The following is a 14687-nucleotide window of genomic DNA, read 5'->3' as shown; positions in this document are numbered from 1 at the left end:
CTACGACTGCGGCACGGAGGGCGACGACCTGTACCTGGTCTCTGAGGACCGAGAAGCCGGAGGCGGAGAAGCCGGCGGAGACATCGGCGGCACCGCAGGTCGAGCGGGCGACGCCGCTGTTCGCGTCGCGGCAGTCCCGGCGACCCCGGCTTTCCGGACGGCCTCACGCCTCCACGTCGTCCCGGTCGGTCCGACATGGTGCCGTCTCTCTCACTCGCCAGGACGTCAGCGTGCTCAAGGCCGAATCCCGCTTCAAACAGGCGGCGGAGGTGCTGGCCGAGGAGGTGGAGGCGGCCGTGCACGCGTACGGTCAGGACCACAGCGAGGTGCTCGACCTCCGGATCGAGCTGGCCGACGTCCTGTTCCTCGGCGGCGACTACCGTGGCGCGGCGCCGCGGTTCCGGCGCCTGGCGGCCGATCTTGCCGGTTCGCGGGGCGAGGACGATGATCTCGTGCTGCGGTTCCGCGTCATGGAGGCCAACTGCCACGCGGCGCTGGGCGACACGGCCCGCGCGCTCGACCAGCTCGGCCGGCTGCTCGCGGACGAGGAGCGGTTCGGCGTCGACGAAGACCGCATCCTGGAGCTGCGGCATCGCATCGGACTGCTGGAGCTCGGCTCGGGCGACCGCGCGCGCGCGACCAGGACCCTGCGCGCCCTGCTTCCCGACCTGGAACGGCGGTACGGCCCCCGGCACCCCAACGTCGTCAAGGTGCGCGAGATCCTCGACGATCTCGGCGACCGATGAAATCGCACGGCATCCGTACCGGTCTCAGCTTCTCGGCGGCGACCACACGTAGGGGGTCGGATGAACCAGGTGAATTTGGCCCGGACATCGCCCAGGCCGGTGCCGTACGCGAGCTGGTAGGTCACGTACTCGATAAGGTCCCGCCTGGCCTGGCCCGGCCGTACGCCGGCCCACTTCTCCCAATCGGCGGCCGGCACTTCCACCACCATATGGAGCCGCGGCGAACGCGCAGGTCGACGCCGCCCTATCCGGGCGTCACGGAGCGGGCCGCGCGCCGGTACGTCGGGATCCTCCGCGAGGCGGACATCCCCGTCGAGTCGGTCCGCGGCCCGTATGACGGGTACCGGCTCGGGCGCGGCACGCGGCTGCCTCCGGTTGCCTTTACCGAACCCGAGGCGCTTGGCCTGGTCATGGCCGTACTCCCGACGATGTACGCGCAGGAGTGGCTGCCGACCTGCCGTTCCCCTTCCGCATCGAGGGCGGGCCGAACTGCGTGCCGCCGTCGCGAGGCTCGCTTCGCGTCTCGCCACCGCCCTGGAGGCCGGCCTGAGTCATCGCGCCCGAGCCGGGCTCGCGGAGCGGGCGGAATGGCCGGTCACCGGCATCAGCGATCGACTTCGTCCGGGGACGGTCGCCCGGTGGGGAACAGGATCGCGCTGAGCAGATATGGTGCGCGGTCCGAGGTGGGGGTGTTGGCGATCCGGTCACGCAGCACCGCGCGCAGATCGGCGATCGTCGCGGCGAGTTCGTCCGGGCTGAGCCACAGCGTGCCCTGCCGGTAGGACACCGAGTCTGCGGCCGGATCGGCGCCCTCACGGTCCAAGTAGGCGTTGAACTCGGCGATCAGGACGGCCATGGCCGCGGCGAATCCCCGGCGGTGGTCCTCGAGCGACATCGCCGCGGCGGCGCCGGCGTCGATCGTGGGCCGGTCAGGACGCAGCCGGTAGCGGCGCTCGACGGCGCCGCGCACCCGCTGCTCGCCGTCCACCTGGAGGAAACCCCCCTCGGTCAGCAGCGCGACCTGGCGGTACACCGTGATCTTCGACACCTCGGGCATGCGGGCGCACAACTGCGCGATCGTCAGCGTGTGGCCCGCGGCCAGCGCGTGCACGATGCGTAGCCGCACCGGGTGCAGCAACTGCTCGACAACATCCATGGCCCAACAATTTCATATGTGTTACCATTATCCAAAATGAAAACGTTGAGGTGAGAGGAGAGCGCATGCGGGAAATACCGGGGCGGACGGTGCCGGTGAACGGCAGGCGCGTCTATGTCGAGGAGTCCGGACAGGGATCGGACTGGGTGGTCTTCGAGGCCGGCCAGGGCTGCGGCCGCACCTGCTGGGATCCGGTGCTGCCGCTGTTGGCCGACCGGGCCCGCCTGGTCGCCTACGACCGAGCGGGGTTCGGCCGCAGCGGCAGAACCACGGCGCAGCTGAGCATCGACGACATGGCCGCCGATCTCGTCGCGATGGTCGAGGAGGTGGTCCCCGGCCGGTTCGTGCTCGTCGCGCACAGCATGGGCGGCCTGGTCGCACGGCGCGCGGCCGAGAGCCTGGCCTCCCGGCTGCGGGGGTTGCTGCTGGTCGATCCCACTCCCGAGACCGCCCCGGTGTACGACACGTGGGACCAGACGGTGAGGAAGCTCGACCGCGCGCTGGCCGTGGTGCGGCCGCTCACCGCCATCCGCCCGATGGCGAGGCTGGTCACGGGCAACGTCCGGCGCCTGTTCCCCGCCGACACCTACGCGACCATGCTCGCCGAGGACTTCACCCCTGCTGGCATCTCCCAGACCCGCAGGGAGATGAAAGCGGTGGTCGCCGCCATCCCTGAGTTCCGCCACCGGCCGCCCCGGATCCCGCGATGTCCGACGATCCTGCTTTCGGCGGCCCGTCCGGCCAAAGGGCGGGAGCGGCAGCACGCCGACATCCGCGAGCACCAGCGCCGTTTCGCCGACAGCCTGCCCGAAGGGTGGTTCGAGGACGCCGACTCGGCGCATTTCATCCAGGCCGAGAGGCCCCGGCTGGTCGCGGACAGGACGCGACGCCTCCTCGACCACGGCTCCTGATTTTGGCCCGCCAAGGGCAGGCTGCCCAGGGTGGAGAGCTTGTCGTACGGGAAGGACGAGCGGGACATCGACAAGCACGTGCTATGGAGGACCCGTTTGATGGGTGGGGCCGGCTTTGCCTTCCGTGGCGGGAGGCGTCGAGCGCAGCAGTCGCAGGACCGCCGCGCAGACGAGGTAGACGATCAGTACGGCCGCCGGCATTCCGGACGCGGTCGGGGCGCTGCTCGGCCACAGGCTGTTGGAGAACAGGGCGCAGGCGACTCCTGCGAATGCCGCCATGGCCAGCCACAGCCGGAGAACCTGACGGGACGCCATGCGGGCCAGACCGGCCGGTGCCGGGATCGGGAGCCTTCGCGATCGTCGGACACCGCGCACCTCGATCGGGCCGAAGATCGCGACCAGTAGCGCGAGGACGACGCCGAACATGAGCAGCAGCGGGATCCGCCAGGCCAGCCACTCGGCCGACCCGGCCTCCGGCGTCGGGAGCACGCCCGCCGCGTGCAATGCGGCGACGAGCAGGATCGCGGCGGATATGTGCCAGAGGAAGATCGTCATGATCACCGTGTTCACGGCGACCACGACCACCCACCGGCGGGTCTGCCGCAGCCACCGCTCGGCCCGGTCCCGCAGCAGCAGCGCGACCCCGAACTGGGTGGTGGCGACCGCCAGCAGGGCCAGGCTCGGCGGGGACATGTTGTGCAGCCGCTCGCCGGGCACATCGATCATGCTGATCGGGTAGGGACCGACGAGGGTGAGCAGGAGCAGCGCGCCGGCCCCGGCAAGCAGCAGCGGTACGGCGACGCGAGGGCGGGCCGGCAGTAGTCCGTCCCGCCAGGCGAACCCCATCTGGTGAACGGCCAGCCAGCCGAACAGGAAGTTGCCGTTACTCCAGAGACCGTGGCCGAGGAGGCGGGCCACGTCACCGGCGGCGACGAGCCCCACCAGCACCAGCGGGACGGCGAGTCCGTACCGGCGGTGGAGGGCGTACATCGGCGGGGTCAGCGCGACCGCGATCAGGTAGACCACGAGGAACCACAGCGGGATCGAGGCGAACCAGACCACCGTGCGCACCCGGGCGGGGTCGGCGTCGAACAGGCCGGCCGCCAACGCTCCGCCTCCCATCACGAGCACCAGGGCCGTGGTCGGCGGGATCAGCCGTCCGCCCCGCCTGATCAGCCACTCGGTGGCGTTCCCTCCACGACGTCGCTCCGCGGCGAGGGATACGGCGTTCGCGTACCCGCCGACGAAGAAGAACACGGGCATCACCTGGACCACCCAGGTGAGCGGCTGCGCCCACGGCAGGTCCGGCAGCGCCGACCGGCCGATCAGCTCGCCGTGCTCGTCGTAGCCGACCACCGTCGCCAGCCAGTGTCCGAGGACCACCGCGACGATCGACACCGCTCGCAGCAGGTCGATGAACCGCTCCCGCGACGGCGGCGTCTGTTCCGCGAGCCGTCGGACCCCTCGCGACGTGGCGCCCATGTCCTGTCTGTTCCCCAGCGGACGCGAGGAAAGGCGTCCTGCCCCGCCGACGTCGAGGTGACGGTCCTCGGAGGGGCCACGTTGTCCACAGAACGGCGTTCTGCCACCGTGGGCGTCTCGTCGGCGACCTAATGTCCCGCACGTGCGAAGCAGAGAGCGGCGGGACCGGCGGGCCGTCGAGAGTCGTGCGGCCGAGACACGGCTGCGCTGCCTGATTCACCGGGTGGCGGCCGAGCCGCCGGCCGCCCGCATCCGTTCGTCACCCATGAGACCGGTGGCGACGCTCACGCCGCCACCGTCGTCCGGCTCGCCCGGTCCGGTCGAAGGGGCGGATCCGTACGGGGAGCCCGAGCCGTCCGGCGGGTCCGAGGAGTGGAGTGAGCCCGGGTCTGAGGAGTGGAGTGAGCCCGGGTCTGAGGAGTGGAGTGAGCCCGGGTCTGAGGGGTGGAGTGAGCCCGGGTCTGAGGGGTGGAGTGAGCCCGGGCCGTTCCGCGAGTCAGGACCGGCCGGAGAGCCCCGGCGGCTCGATGAGTCGGAACCGCCGAGTACGGCAGGGCTGATCGCCAGACCGGCCTCATGGAGAAAACGCATCGTCGAAATCTTGAGAACTCGCGGCGGAAGGTTCGGTGACGGGGTGCCGATGCTGGATCCGGGCGGGCCGGGACTGCGGATCCTGGTGCTGTTCGGGGTGCTCGCGGCGGCGATCGCCGGATTCGTGGTGTGGCGCACCCGGCCGGTGGTCGAACCCGTCACCGCGCCCGTGCCGATGAGCGCGACCATGGCCGGCGCGGGACCGGAGAACGCGGCATCGGGTGGTGTGCGATCGGACAGGGCGAGAACGGTCGGTCCGCCGACACCCGCAGCGAGCGTGATCGTCTATGTGACCGGCAAGGTCCGCAGGCCGGGCGTGCTCGCGCTGCCGGCCGGTTCGAGGGTGGTCGATGCCGTCGAGGCCGCCGGGGGAGTGAAGAAGGGGGCGAACCCGGGCGGGGTCAATCTCGCACGCCGGCTGGTGGACGGCGAGCACATCATCGTGGGGGCGGACGCGCCGGCCGGAGGTGGCCGGCCTGAGACGCAACTCGATGGCGGCGGTGTGGTGAACCTCAACACGGCCACCGTCGAACAGCTCAACACCCTTCCGGGTGTGGGCGAGGTGCTGGCCCGGCGCGTCATCGATTTCCGGGACGCCCATGGCGGGTTCGGCAGCGTCGATCAACTACGCCAGGTCTCCGGGATCGGAGAGAAGAAGTTCGCGGAGCTGCGCGACAGGGTCATCGTATGACCGGGCTCGGGCCGGTACGGCCGACGCTCGCGGCCTCCGGCGATGCCCCCGGTGACGATCGTTCGGCCGGCCCCGGTGCGGATCGGACCGACGTCCAGGACGAGCCCGGCGGCGGAGGTCCGGTCCGGAGGCCGTCGGTGGTGCTGGTCGCCCCCGCCGTGGCCGCCTGGCTGACCGCTCTCGTGCTTCTCGGCTGCTCGGCGGCGGTGGGGACGGGCGTGGCGATCGCCTCGGCTCTCACGGCACCGGCGGTGTGGGCGACCTGCCGGAGACGGGCCCGCTCCGATGTGGACCGACTCGCCACCGGTACGGCACTCGCCAGGGTGACCGCCGGAGTGCTGGTCTGCGTGGCGGCCACGGCGGCGGTGGTCGCGTTCAAGGTGCATTCCGTACGAACCGGGCCGGTGTCCGACCTGGCGGCGCGCGGCGTCACCGTCACGGCGGAGGCCGTCGTCGCCGACGACCCGCGAATCCGGCAGCGCCGTGGGGGCGTGACACGGCGGGTCGGCGTGGTCGTCGAGGCGCGGCTGGTCATGGTCGACGCCCAGGAGGCGCGGTTCCGGGTGGACGTGCCGGTGGTCATGTTCGGTTCCGGCGCGGGCTGGACCGACCTGCTGCCGAGTCAGCGGATCCGGGTGCGGGGACGCCTGGCGCCGGCCGATCCCGGTGAGCTGACCGCTGCGGTGATGCTCGTACGCGGCCCGCCCCAGCCGTCCGAATCGCCCGACGCGGGACCGTCCGTCGTTCAGCGGGCCGCGGGGGCGCTGCGCGCGGGACTGCGGGAGGCGAGCGACGTGCTGCCACCCGACCAGCGCGGCCTGCTGCCCGGCCTGGTCGTTGGCGACGTGTCCCGGATGGACGACCAGGTCGAACGCGACCTCAAGGCGGCCGGGCTGAGCCATCTGACGGCCGTCTCCGGGTCCAATCTGGTGATCATCGCCGGTGCGGCGCTCCTGATCGCCAGAGGGGTCGGCCTGCCACTTCCGGTGCGGGCGGCCGTCGCGATCGCCGTGATGATCGGTTTCGCGGTGGTGGCGCGGCCGTCCCCGAGCGTGCTCCGGGCCCTCGTCATGGGCTCGGTCGCCGCCGTCGCACTCGGCACCGGCCGCTCCCGGGACGGCGCCGCCGCCCTGTCCGCGACCGTTCTCGGGCTGATCCTGTTCAATCCCGGGCTGGCCAGAGAGTACGGCTTCGCCCTGTCAGTGTTCGCGACCGGCGGCATCCTGGTGTTCGCGCCACGCTGGCGTGACCGGCTGACCCGCCGGATGCCCAGGCTCCTCGCCGAGGCGCTGGCCGTGCCGGCGGCGGCTCAGGCGGCGGTGACACCGGTGCTGGTGTTGATGTCCGGCACCCTTGATCTGGTCGCGATCCCGGCCAACCTGCTGGCGGAGCCGGCCGTGGCGCCGGCCACCGTGCTGGGCTTCGCCGCCGCGATCGTGGCTCCGATCGGCATGCCGGTGGCGCAACTGCTGGTCCGCCCCGCCGGACTCGCGGTCGGCTGGATCATCGCCGTCGCGGAACGGGCGGCGGCCCTGCCGTTCGCGACGGCCTCGTGGCCGGGCGGCCTGCCCGGAGTCGCCCTGCTGGCGGTCGCGGGGGCTCTGGGGTGGCTGGTGCTGCGGCGGCGGGCGGGCAGGCGCATCGCCGTCGCGCTGGTGATCGGCGCCATGGTCACCGTACTCGTGATCCGGCGGATCGCCGCGCCGTGGCCCCCGCCGGGATGGCTGCTGGTGGCCTGCGACGTCGGGCAGGGCGACGCCCTCGCCATGTCGGCCGGGCCCGGCGAGGCGGTGATGGTCGACACCGGCCCGGAGCCGGCTTTGGCAGATCGCTGCCTGCGCGACCTCGGAATACGGAAGGTCCCCCTGATGGTGCTCACCCATCCGCACCTCGATCACGTCGGGGGCCTCACGGGCGTCCTGCGCGGCCGGGCCGTCGGGGCCGCCGTGGTCAGCCCCGGACGGGTCCCCGAGGGCGAGGTGATCCGCGTCTCCCGGGACCTTCGGACGAGGGGGATCCCGGAGTGGGTGATGCCCATGGGCACCCGATGGCGCTTCGCCTGCCCGGCGGGCACGGTCGAGCTCACCGTGCTCGCGCCCCTCGACGGAGAGGCACGGCAGGGGCCGGGTGAGGGCGCTGTCGCGAACAACGCCAGCGTCGTGCTCCTGGCGCGCTGGTCCGGAGCAGCGGGAGACGTCGTCGGGTCGGCCCTGCTCGCCGGAGACATGGAGACCGAGGCCCAGGACGTCCTGCTGCGGCAGGGCGTGCCACGGGTGGACATCCTGAAGATCCCGCACCACGGGTCGTCGCGGCAGGATCCGGCGTTCCTCGCCGCCACCGGGGCGCGTGCCGCCCTGATCAGTGTGGGAGCGGCGAACGATTACGGTCATCCGGCGCCGCCGACCATGCGCCGCCTGGCCTGGCTGGGCATGCGGACCTATCGCACCGACGTCTCCGGCGACCTAGCGGTCGTCGAGAGCGGCGGCCGCCTCGCCGTCGTCCCCCGCGGCCGATGAGGGTGCTTTCCCGCTACGGCGAGTACGAGAAGGTTTCCCCAGCGTCGCCTCCGACACCTGCACCCTGATCACGATCAGGAACAAGATCTTCGATCACACGGGATGTGCCATGAGCCGGACGGCGTGACATGCTGCGTGCATGGCCAATCCAGCACCCGTGACCCTGGTCGTCGGCGACGAGGAGTTCCTGTCGGACCGGGCCGTCGCGTCCGTCGTCACGGCGGTGCGCGCAGCGGATCCCGAGGCGGAGGTCCACGATCTCGTCGGCGGCAAGGTGGAGCAGGGAGAGCTGACCACGCTCATGTCCCCATCGCTCTTCGGCGACAGGTCGGTCGTCGTGATCAGGGCCGCGCAGGACCTGCAGAAGGACGTCATCGCCGAGATCGTCAAATATGCGGCGCATCCCGCCGACGACGCCGTGCTGGTGCTGGCCCATCCCGGTGGGGTGAAGGGAAAGGCGCTGGTCGAAGGGGTGAAGAAGGCCGGTGCCGAAGTGATCACCGTGGCCAAGCCGACCAAGGCGGGGGAGCGGCTCGACTTCATCAGGGCGGAGGTACGCCGCGCCGGTCGGACCATCTCACCGCCCGCCGCCCAGGCACTGCTCGACGCGGTGGGCAGCGACCTGCGCGAGCTGGCCGCCGCCTGCGACCAGCTGGCCTTCGACACCCCCGGCAAGAGCATCGACGAGGCAGCCGTCGCCCGCTATTACCGGGGACGGGCCGAGGTCAGCGGCTTCACCATCGCCGATCTGGCGATCGAAGGACGGCTCGGCGAGGCGCTGGAGCAGCTTCGCTGGGCCCTGGCCACGGGTGTCGCACCCGTACTGATCGTCAGTGCGCTGGCCGGAGGGCTGCGCTCACTGGCCAAGGTGCGCGACGCCCCGCGGAACCTGCGCGGCGGTCAGCTCGCCTCCCACGTCGGCATGCCGCCATGGAAGATCGACCGGGTCAGGCGTCAGCTCGGCGGCTGGGGCCCCGAGGGCATCTCCTCCGCCATGCAGGCTGTCGCCTCCGCCGACGAGCAGGTCAAGGGCGGCGGCGCCGACCCGGCGTACGCGCTGGAGCGGGCCGTCCACCTCATCGTCGCCGGCCGTACCGGCCGCTGAACCGCCGCACGGCGAGCGCGATCGCGCCGAGGCGGACCATCATCGCGAGCCGGCCCGAGGAGCATGGCGGCGGTGGTGCGTTCGCCGATCTCGACCTCTCCCCGCAGTGGCCGATCGTCGATCCAGGGCCGTCGGCGGAGCCGCCGGGCCGGAACACCCCCGGTCACCCGATCGTCGCGAGCCTTTCCGGCCGCGCTGAATCTCTCCGAGAGGCCGTGATCTTAGGCGCAAGATTTTTCGCGGCACACGGAATCCACCGCCGAACACCAGAACGCCGCACCCCGATGCACGGGATGCGGCGGTGTGGTGTCGCGGAGGACGTTACTTGGCGGCCTGCAGGGCGGCGGCGCGCTGGGCGATCGCCGACTTGCGGTTGGCGGCCTGGTTCTTGTGAATGACGCCCTTGCTGACGGCCTTGTCGAGCTGACGGGAGGCGGCACGCAGGAGGACGGTGGCTTCTTCCACGTTGCCCTGGTCTGCGGCCTCGCGGAACCTGCGGACCGCGGTCTTCAGGGAAGACTTGACGGCCTTGTTGCGCAGCCGACGCTTCTCGTTCTGCCGGTTGCGCTTGATCTGGGACTTGATGTTCGCCACGAAGAAAGCCTCGGTATGAAGTCTTGGTCGGATGGGCGCGCGGGCTTGAGAGAGGGCGCGCCACACGCAGTTCAACAGGATACCCACAGCCGGGCCCGACGCTCAAATCACACCGCCGGGCCGTCGATGCCGGCGCCTGTGGACGTGTCTCATGATATCGCGGCGCCGGCCGATGGATGGGATGAACCCAATCGGTCGGCTCCGGCCGTCAGCGAGGGTCGACCCAGGCCGTCCGATATTCGCTCCAGTCCTCCTCCGTGGCGGCGAAGTCGATGTAGAGCGCCAGGCCGATCCTGGTCCTCGGGCCGTGTTCGGTCAGCGCGAGCCGGGTGCCGTCGGCGGCGGCCGTCACGCTCTCGGCGGCGTCGCCCCAGGAGACACCGTGGTCGTGGTAGGCCGGAGCCCCGATGAGCAGGGTCTTCTCCTCGGGCACCAGGTCCAGCGCGATCTCGGCCTGCCGTACGACGAATCCGCCGTAGAGGGACTGCAACGGCGTGCCCGAGTCATAGGTCATGATCGCCACCTGGTCGGTCAGTCCGGCGACCTGGCGGAAGTAGTCCGGCGACCAGTACTTGTCGTGCCCGATCGCCAGCCGGGCCGGGTGGCGCAGCCCGGGGAACGGCTCGATCTGCTGGGTGGCGGTGGTCAGCGGTTTCGTCCCGATCGCCTGCCGCGTCTCCCGCAGCACGTTCAGGAACGCCGTGCTCCCGTCGGGCACCGGCTCGAAGTCGTAGTGGATGCCGTCGAAGCCCAGGTCGATCAGCGCACGCGCACCCGTGACGATCCGCTCCCGAGCCGCCGGGTCGGCGAGGTCCAGTCGCGGGTCGTCGTCCGCGCCCACTTTCTGACCGAGCCAGGCCGAAACCCGGACCTCCGGCAGCCGCTCACGCCACCATTTCAGGAAATTTCGCGCATTAGGGTATTTATCGGGTCGCAGGGTGCCGTCGTAGGCCAACGGCCCGCTGTGCACGTACACGTCCCTGATCCCGGTCCCGCGCAGCCGTACGGCCAGGGCGTCCACATCGGCCGCCGTGCGGCGGCCGTCCACCCACGCGTGCCCCATCCACAGCGCGTCGTTCCCGGTCGTCTTCGCCCAGGAAGCGGGGGTGCCGGCGAACTTCCAGCGCAGCACCCCCGCCGCCGCGAGGCCGAGCAGTACGAGCACGGCCGCCACGAGGGCGACCAGCCGTAAGAGACCCGAGACCAGGCGGACGACACGTCTGGTGGTCATGGCAAGCATCCGGACATGCCACCATGGAGGGTGGCGGGTCCGCCAGCCCGCCGGATGGAAAGGCCGGACGCCCGCGAGGCGGGACGGCCGGACCTGACAGATAACCGCTTTTGTCAAAGCCCTTGTTGAAACGGACCTCGGTGCGCACTCAGCCTGGCCAGACCGACCCCGCGTTGATCCGCAACTTCTGCATCATCGCGCACATCGACCATGGCAAGTCCACACTCGCCGACCGCATGCTGCAACTCACCGGCGTGGTGGACGAGAGGTCGATGCGCGCGCAGTACCTGGATCGGATGGACATCGAGCGGGAACGCGGCATCACGATCAAGTCCCAGGCCGTCCGGCTCCCCTGGAACGGCCACGTCCTCAACATGATCGACACTCCGGGCCACGTGGACTTCACCTACGAGGTGTCCCGTTCCCTGGAGGCCTGTGAGGGCGCGATCCTGCTCGTCGACGCCGCACAGGGCATCGAGGCGCAGACGCTGGCCAACCTCTACCTGGCCATGAACGCCGACCTGCACATCATCCCGGTGCTCAACAAGATCGACCTGCCGGCCGCACAGCCGGACAAGTACGCCGAGGAGATCGCGGGCCTCATCGGCTGCGACGCCGGAGACGTGCTGCGGGTGTCCGGCAAGACCGGGGTGGGGGTCAAGGAGCTGCTCGACCACGTGGTGGAGCACGTCCCCGCGCCGGTGGGGAACGAGGGGGCGCCCGCCCGCGCCCTGATCTTCGACTCGGTCTACGACACCTATCGCGGCGTTGTGACGTACGTCAGGGTCTTCGACGGGCACCTGTCCAAGCGCGAGCGGGTGCTCATGATGTCGACCGGAGCCCAGCACGAGCTGCTGGAGATCGGTGTCATCGCGCCCGAGCCCCGGCCGTCCGACCAGGGCCTCGGCGTCGGCGAGGTGGGATATCTGATCACCGGGGTGAAGGACGTCCGCCAGTCCCGGGTGGGTGACACGGTCACCAGCGCGGTCAAGTCGGCCGACGAGCCGCTGGGCGGCTACGAGCATCCCAAGCCGATGGTGTTCTCCGGGCTCTATCCGGTCGACGGCGACGACTACGCCGAGCTGCGCGACGCGCTCGACAAGCTGCGGCTGAACGACGCCGCGCTCGTCTACGAGCCGGAGACCTCCGCCGCGCTCGGCTTCGGCTTCCGCTGCGGCTTCCTCGGCCTGCTGCACATGGAGATCGTGCGGGAGCGGCTGGAGCGCGAGTTCAACCTGTCGCTGATCTCGACCTCGCCGAACGTCGTCTACCGCGTGGTGATGGAGGACGGCCGGGAGCTCATCGTCACCAACCCCTCCGAGTTCCCTGAGGGCAAGATCGCCCAGATCTTCGAGCCGATGGTGAAGGCCACGCTGCTCGCGCCGGCCGAGTTCATCGGCGGCATCATGGAGCTCTGCCAGGGGCGCCGGGGGCAGCTGCTCGGTATGGACTACCTCTCCGAGGACCGGGTCGAGATCCGCTACACCCTGCCCCTCGGTGAGATCATCTTCGACTTCTTCGACCAGCTCAAGTCGAAGACCCGCGGCTACGCCTCGCTCGACTACGAGCCGCAGGGCGAGCAGGAGGCCGACCTGGTGAAGGTGGACATCCTGCTGCAGGGGGAGGCCGTCGACGCCTTCAGCGCGATCGTCCACCGGGAGAAGGCGTACGCCTACGGCGTCGAGATGGCCAAGAAGCTCAAGGACCTCATCCCGCGGCAGCAGTTCGAGGTGCCCATCCAGGCGGCCATCGGCGCCCGCGTGATCGCCAGGGAGAACATCCGGGCCATCCGCAAGGACGTGCTCGCCAAGTGCTACGGCGGTGACATCAGCCGTAAGCGCAAGCTGCTGGAGAAGCAGAAGGAAGGCAAGAAGCGGATGAAGATGGTGGGCCGCGTCGAGGTGCCGCAGGAGGCGTTCGTCGCCGCCCTTTCCACCGACTCGGGATCCGCGGAGAAGGGCAAGAAATAGGACGCCGAGCCGGGCGAACGCGGTTTCCGCCGGGCGCTTTCCGGCGTCGATCACGCCGGACTCCCACCCTTCCGGCCGGAACGGGCCCGATCGCTCGGGGCTTCTCGCTGAATCGCGCTGAAAACGGCCGAGGTCGGAAGACCGCGTGCACATGGGGCGTCGATGGCATGCGCGCGGGCGCGGCAGACTTGTAGCCGTGCCTTCCGTGCTTCCCGACGGCGATCCCGTCCCCGCCTCCGGCGCGCTGCCGTCCGGGGCGCTGACCGGGCTGGGATCCCGCCCGTTCGGTTTCTACGTACATGTGCCGTTCTGCCTCACCCGCTGCGGCTACTGCGACTTCAACACCTACACGGCCGAGGAACTGGGCCCGGGCGCGTCGCGGCGGGACTACGCGGACACCGTCGTCGAGGAGGTGCGGCTGGCCCGCCGGGTGCTCGGGGACGCTGCGCCCCCCGTCGAGACCGTGTTCTTCGGCGGAGGCACGCCGACGCTGCTGCCCGCTGCCGATCTGGTACGGATCCTCCACGCGATCGGCGCTGAGTTCGGCCTGACCCCGGGGGCCGAGGTGACCACCGAGGCCAACCCCGAGTCCGTCGGCCCGGCACACCTGGAGACCCTGCGCGGCGGCGGCTTCACCCGGATGAGCTTCGGCATGCAGAGCGCAGCGGAGCACGTACTGCGGGTGCTCGACCGCCGGCACACCCCGGGGCGGGCGGCCCAGGCCGTACGAGAGGCCCGCGAGGCCGGTTTCGAGCACGTCAACCTCGACCTGATCTACGGCACGCCGGGGGAGAGCGACGACGACTGGCGTGCTTCTCTCGACGCGGCGCTGGCCGCCGGCCCCGACCACGTGTCGGCGTACTCGCTGATCGTCGAGGACGGCACCCGGCTGGCCGCCCGCATCCGCCGCGGCGAACTGCCCATGCCCGACGACGACGTGGCGGCCGACCGCTACCTCATCGCCGAGGAGAGACTGTCAGCCGCCGGGCTGAGCTGGTACGAGATCTCCAACTGGGCCGCGGGGGACGAGGCGCGCTGCCGTCACAACCTGCTCTACTGGACCGGCGGGGACTGGTGGGGCGCCGGGCCGGGTGCGCACAGCCACGTCGGCGGGACCCGGTGGTGGAACGTCAAGCACCCGGCCGCATACGCCGCCCGTCTCGCCGCGGGCGCGTCGCCCGCCCACGCGCGTGAGGTCCTCGCCCCGAGCGATCGCGCCGTCGAACGGCTGATGCTGGAACTGCGTCTGGCGGACGGCTTCCCGCTGCCCGACCTCGCCCCCGGCGCCCGTACGTCATGTGCCCGCGCGCTGGCCGACGGGCTGCTGGAGGTCGAGCCGTTCAAGCGCGGCCGGGCCGTGCTCACGCTGCGCGGCCGTCTCCTCGCCGACGCCCTGACCCGAGACCTCGCCCTCGCCTACGGCTGAAAACCCGTCGCCCATCCACGGCCCCCCGCCCCGCGACTCCTCGCCCGTGATCTTGCGAATACTCGCACACAGGGCCAAGAGCAGGCACTTCGCGTTCGTGATCTTGCAGTTTCTCGCAGGCGTGCACCCTGACCAGGTGAAACGGCTTCGGTGATCTTGCACTACTTTGCCAACTGCAAGATCACCGAAGGTATAAGTGCACGTCAACCCACTTGTCTGCGAGAAAGTGCAAGATCGGTGGAGGCTCCTCCGCAGGTCAGTGGGCTAG

General features: G+C 70.8%; 11 protein-coding genes. 7 read left to right on the top strand and 4 right to left on the bottom strand.

The window, feature by feature from the left end; genetic code table 11:
- Positions 1–230 precede the first annotated feature (230 nt).
- Positions 231–746, top strand: a complete 516-nt coding sequence (locus ACQP1K_RS20360; RefSeq protein ID WP_433497297.1) for a hypothetical protein — start codon at positions 231–233, stop codon at positions 744–746.
- A gap of 604 nt (positions 747–1350) precedes the next feature.
- Here ACQP1K_RS20360 and ACQP1K_RS20355 read toward each other — a convergent pair.
- Complete coding sequence (locus ACQP1K_RS20355; RefSeq protein ID WP_433497296.1) at positions 1351–1902, bottom strand: helix-turn-helix domain-containing protein; 552 nt, start codon at positions 1900–1902, stop codon at positions 1351–1353.
- A gap of 65 nt (positions 1903–1967) precedes the next feature.
- Between ACQP1K_RS20355 and ACQP1K_RS20350 the strand changes: the two genes are divergently transcribed.
- Complete coding sequence (locus ACQP1K_RS20350; protein ID WP_433497295.1) at positions 1968–2813, top strand: alpha/beta fold hydrolase; 846 nt, start codon at positions 1968–1970, stop codon at positions 2811–2813.
- A gap of 81 nt (positions 2814–2894) precedes the next feature.
- Here ACQP1K_RS20350 and ACQP1K_RS20345 read toward each other — a convergent pair whose 3' ends face one another.
- Positions 2895–4295, bottom strand: coding sequence for an acyltransferase family protein (locus tag ACQP1K_RS20345; protein ID WP_433497294.1), 1401 nt, complete (start codon positions 4293–4295; stop codon positions 2895–2897).
- 601 nt (positions 4296–4896) lie between these two features.
- On the opposite strand from ACQP1K_RS20345, the gene ACQP1K_RS20340 reads away from it, so the two are divergent.
- From ACQP1K_RS20340 to holA, 3 genes are all read left to right on the top strand, one after another.
- A complete protein-coding gene (locus tag ACQP1K_RS20340; RefSeq protein WP_433497293.1) occupies positions 4897–5577 on the top strand; it encodes a helix-hairpin-helix domain-containing protein in 681 nt (226 codons plus the stop codon).
- Positions 5574–8093, top strand: coding sequence for a ComEC/Rec2 family competence protein (locus tag ACQP1K_RS20335; protein WP_433497292.1), 2520 nt, complete (start codon positions 5574–5576; stop codon positions 8091–8093). Before ACQP1K_RS20340 ends, ACQP1K_RS20335 begins: the two co-directional genes overlap by 4 nt.
- Before the next feature lie 139 nt (positions 8094–8232).
- Positions 8233–9198: a DNA polymerase III subunit delta gene (gene holA / locus ACQP1K_RS20330; protein WP_433497291.1), complete on the top strand. Its 966-nt coding sequence runs from the start codon at positions 8233–8235 to the stop codon at positions 9196–9198.
- Positions 9199–9519: 321 nt separating this feature from the next.
- Here holA and rpsT read toward each other — a convergent pair whose 3' ends face one another.
- Both rpsT and ACQP1K_RS20320 read right to left on the bottom strand, forming a co-directional pair.
- Complete coding sequence (gene rpsT / locus ACQP1K_RS20325; protein ID WP_055481530.1) at positions 9520–9792, bottom strand: 30S ribosomal protein S20; 273 nt, start codon at positions 9790–9792, stop codon at positions 9520–9522.
- 208 nt (positions 9793–10000) lie between these two features.
- Complete coding sequence (locus tag ACQP1K_RS20320; protein WP_433497290.1) at positions 10001–11023, bottom strand: hypothetical protein; 1023 nt, start codon at positions 11021–11023, stop codon at positions 10001–10003.
- Between the two features lie 140 nt (positions 11024–11163).
- Between ACQP1K_RS20320 and lepA the strand changes: the two genes are divergently transcribed.
- Positions 11164–12993 (top strand): translation elongation factor 4, encoded by a 1830-nt coding sequence (gene lepA, locus ACQP1K_RS20315; protein WP_433497289.1) that lies wholly within the window; start codon positions 11164–11166, stop codon positions 12991–12993.
- 196 nt (positions 12994–13189) lie between these two features.
- Positions 13190–14419 (top strand): radical SAM family heme chaperone HemW, encoded by a 1230-nt coding sequence (gene hemW, locus ACQP1K_RS20310; RefSeq protein WP_433497288.1) that lies wholly within the window; start codon positions 13190–13192, stop codon positions 14417–14419.
- The last annotated feature ends 268 nt before the right edge of the window (positions 14420–14687 follow it).

This window comes from Sphaerimonospora sp. CA-214678 (assembly GCF_050942215.1).
In the GTDB taxonomy this organism is placed as follows: Bacteria; Actinomycetota; Actinomycetes; order Streptosporangiales; family Streptosporangiaceae; genus Sphaerimonospora.
Note: the sequence above shows the minus strand (reverse complement) of the source record. Positions and strands in the feature narration are given on the sequence as shown.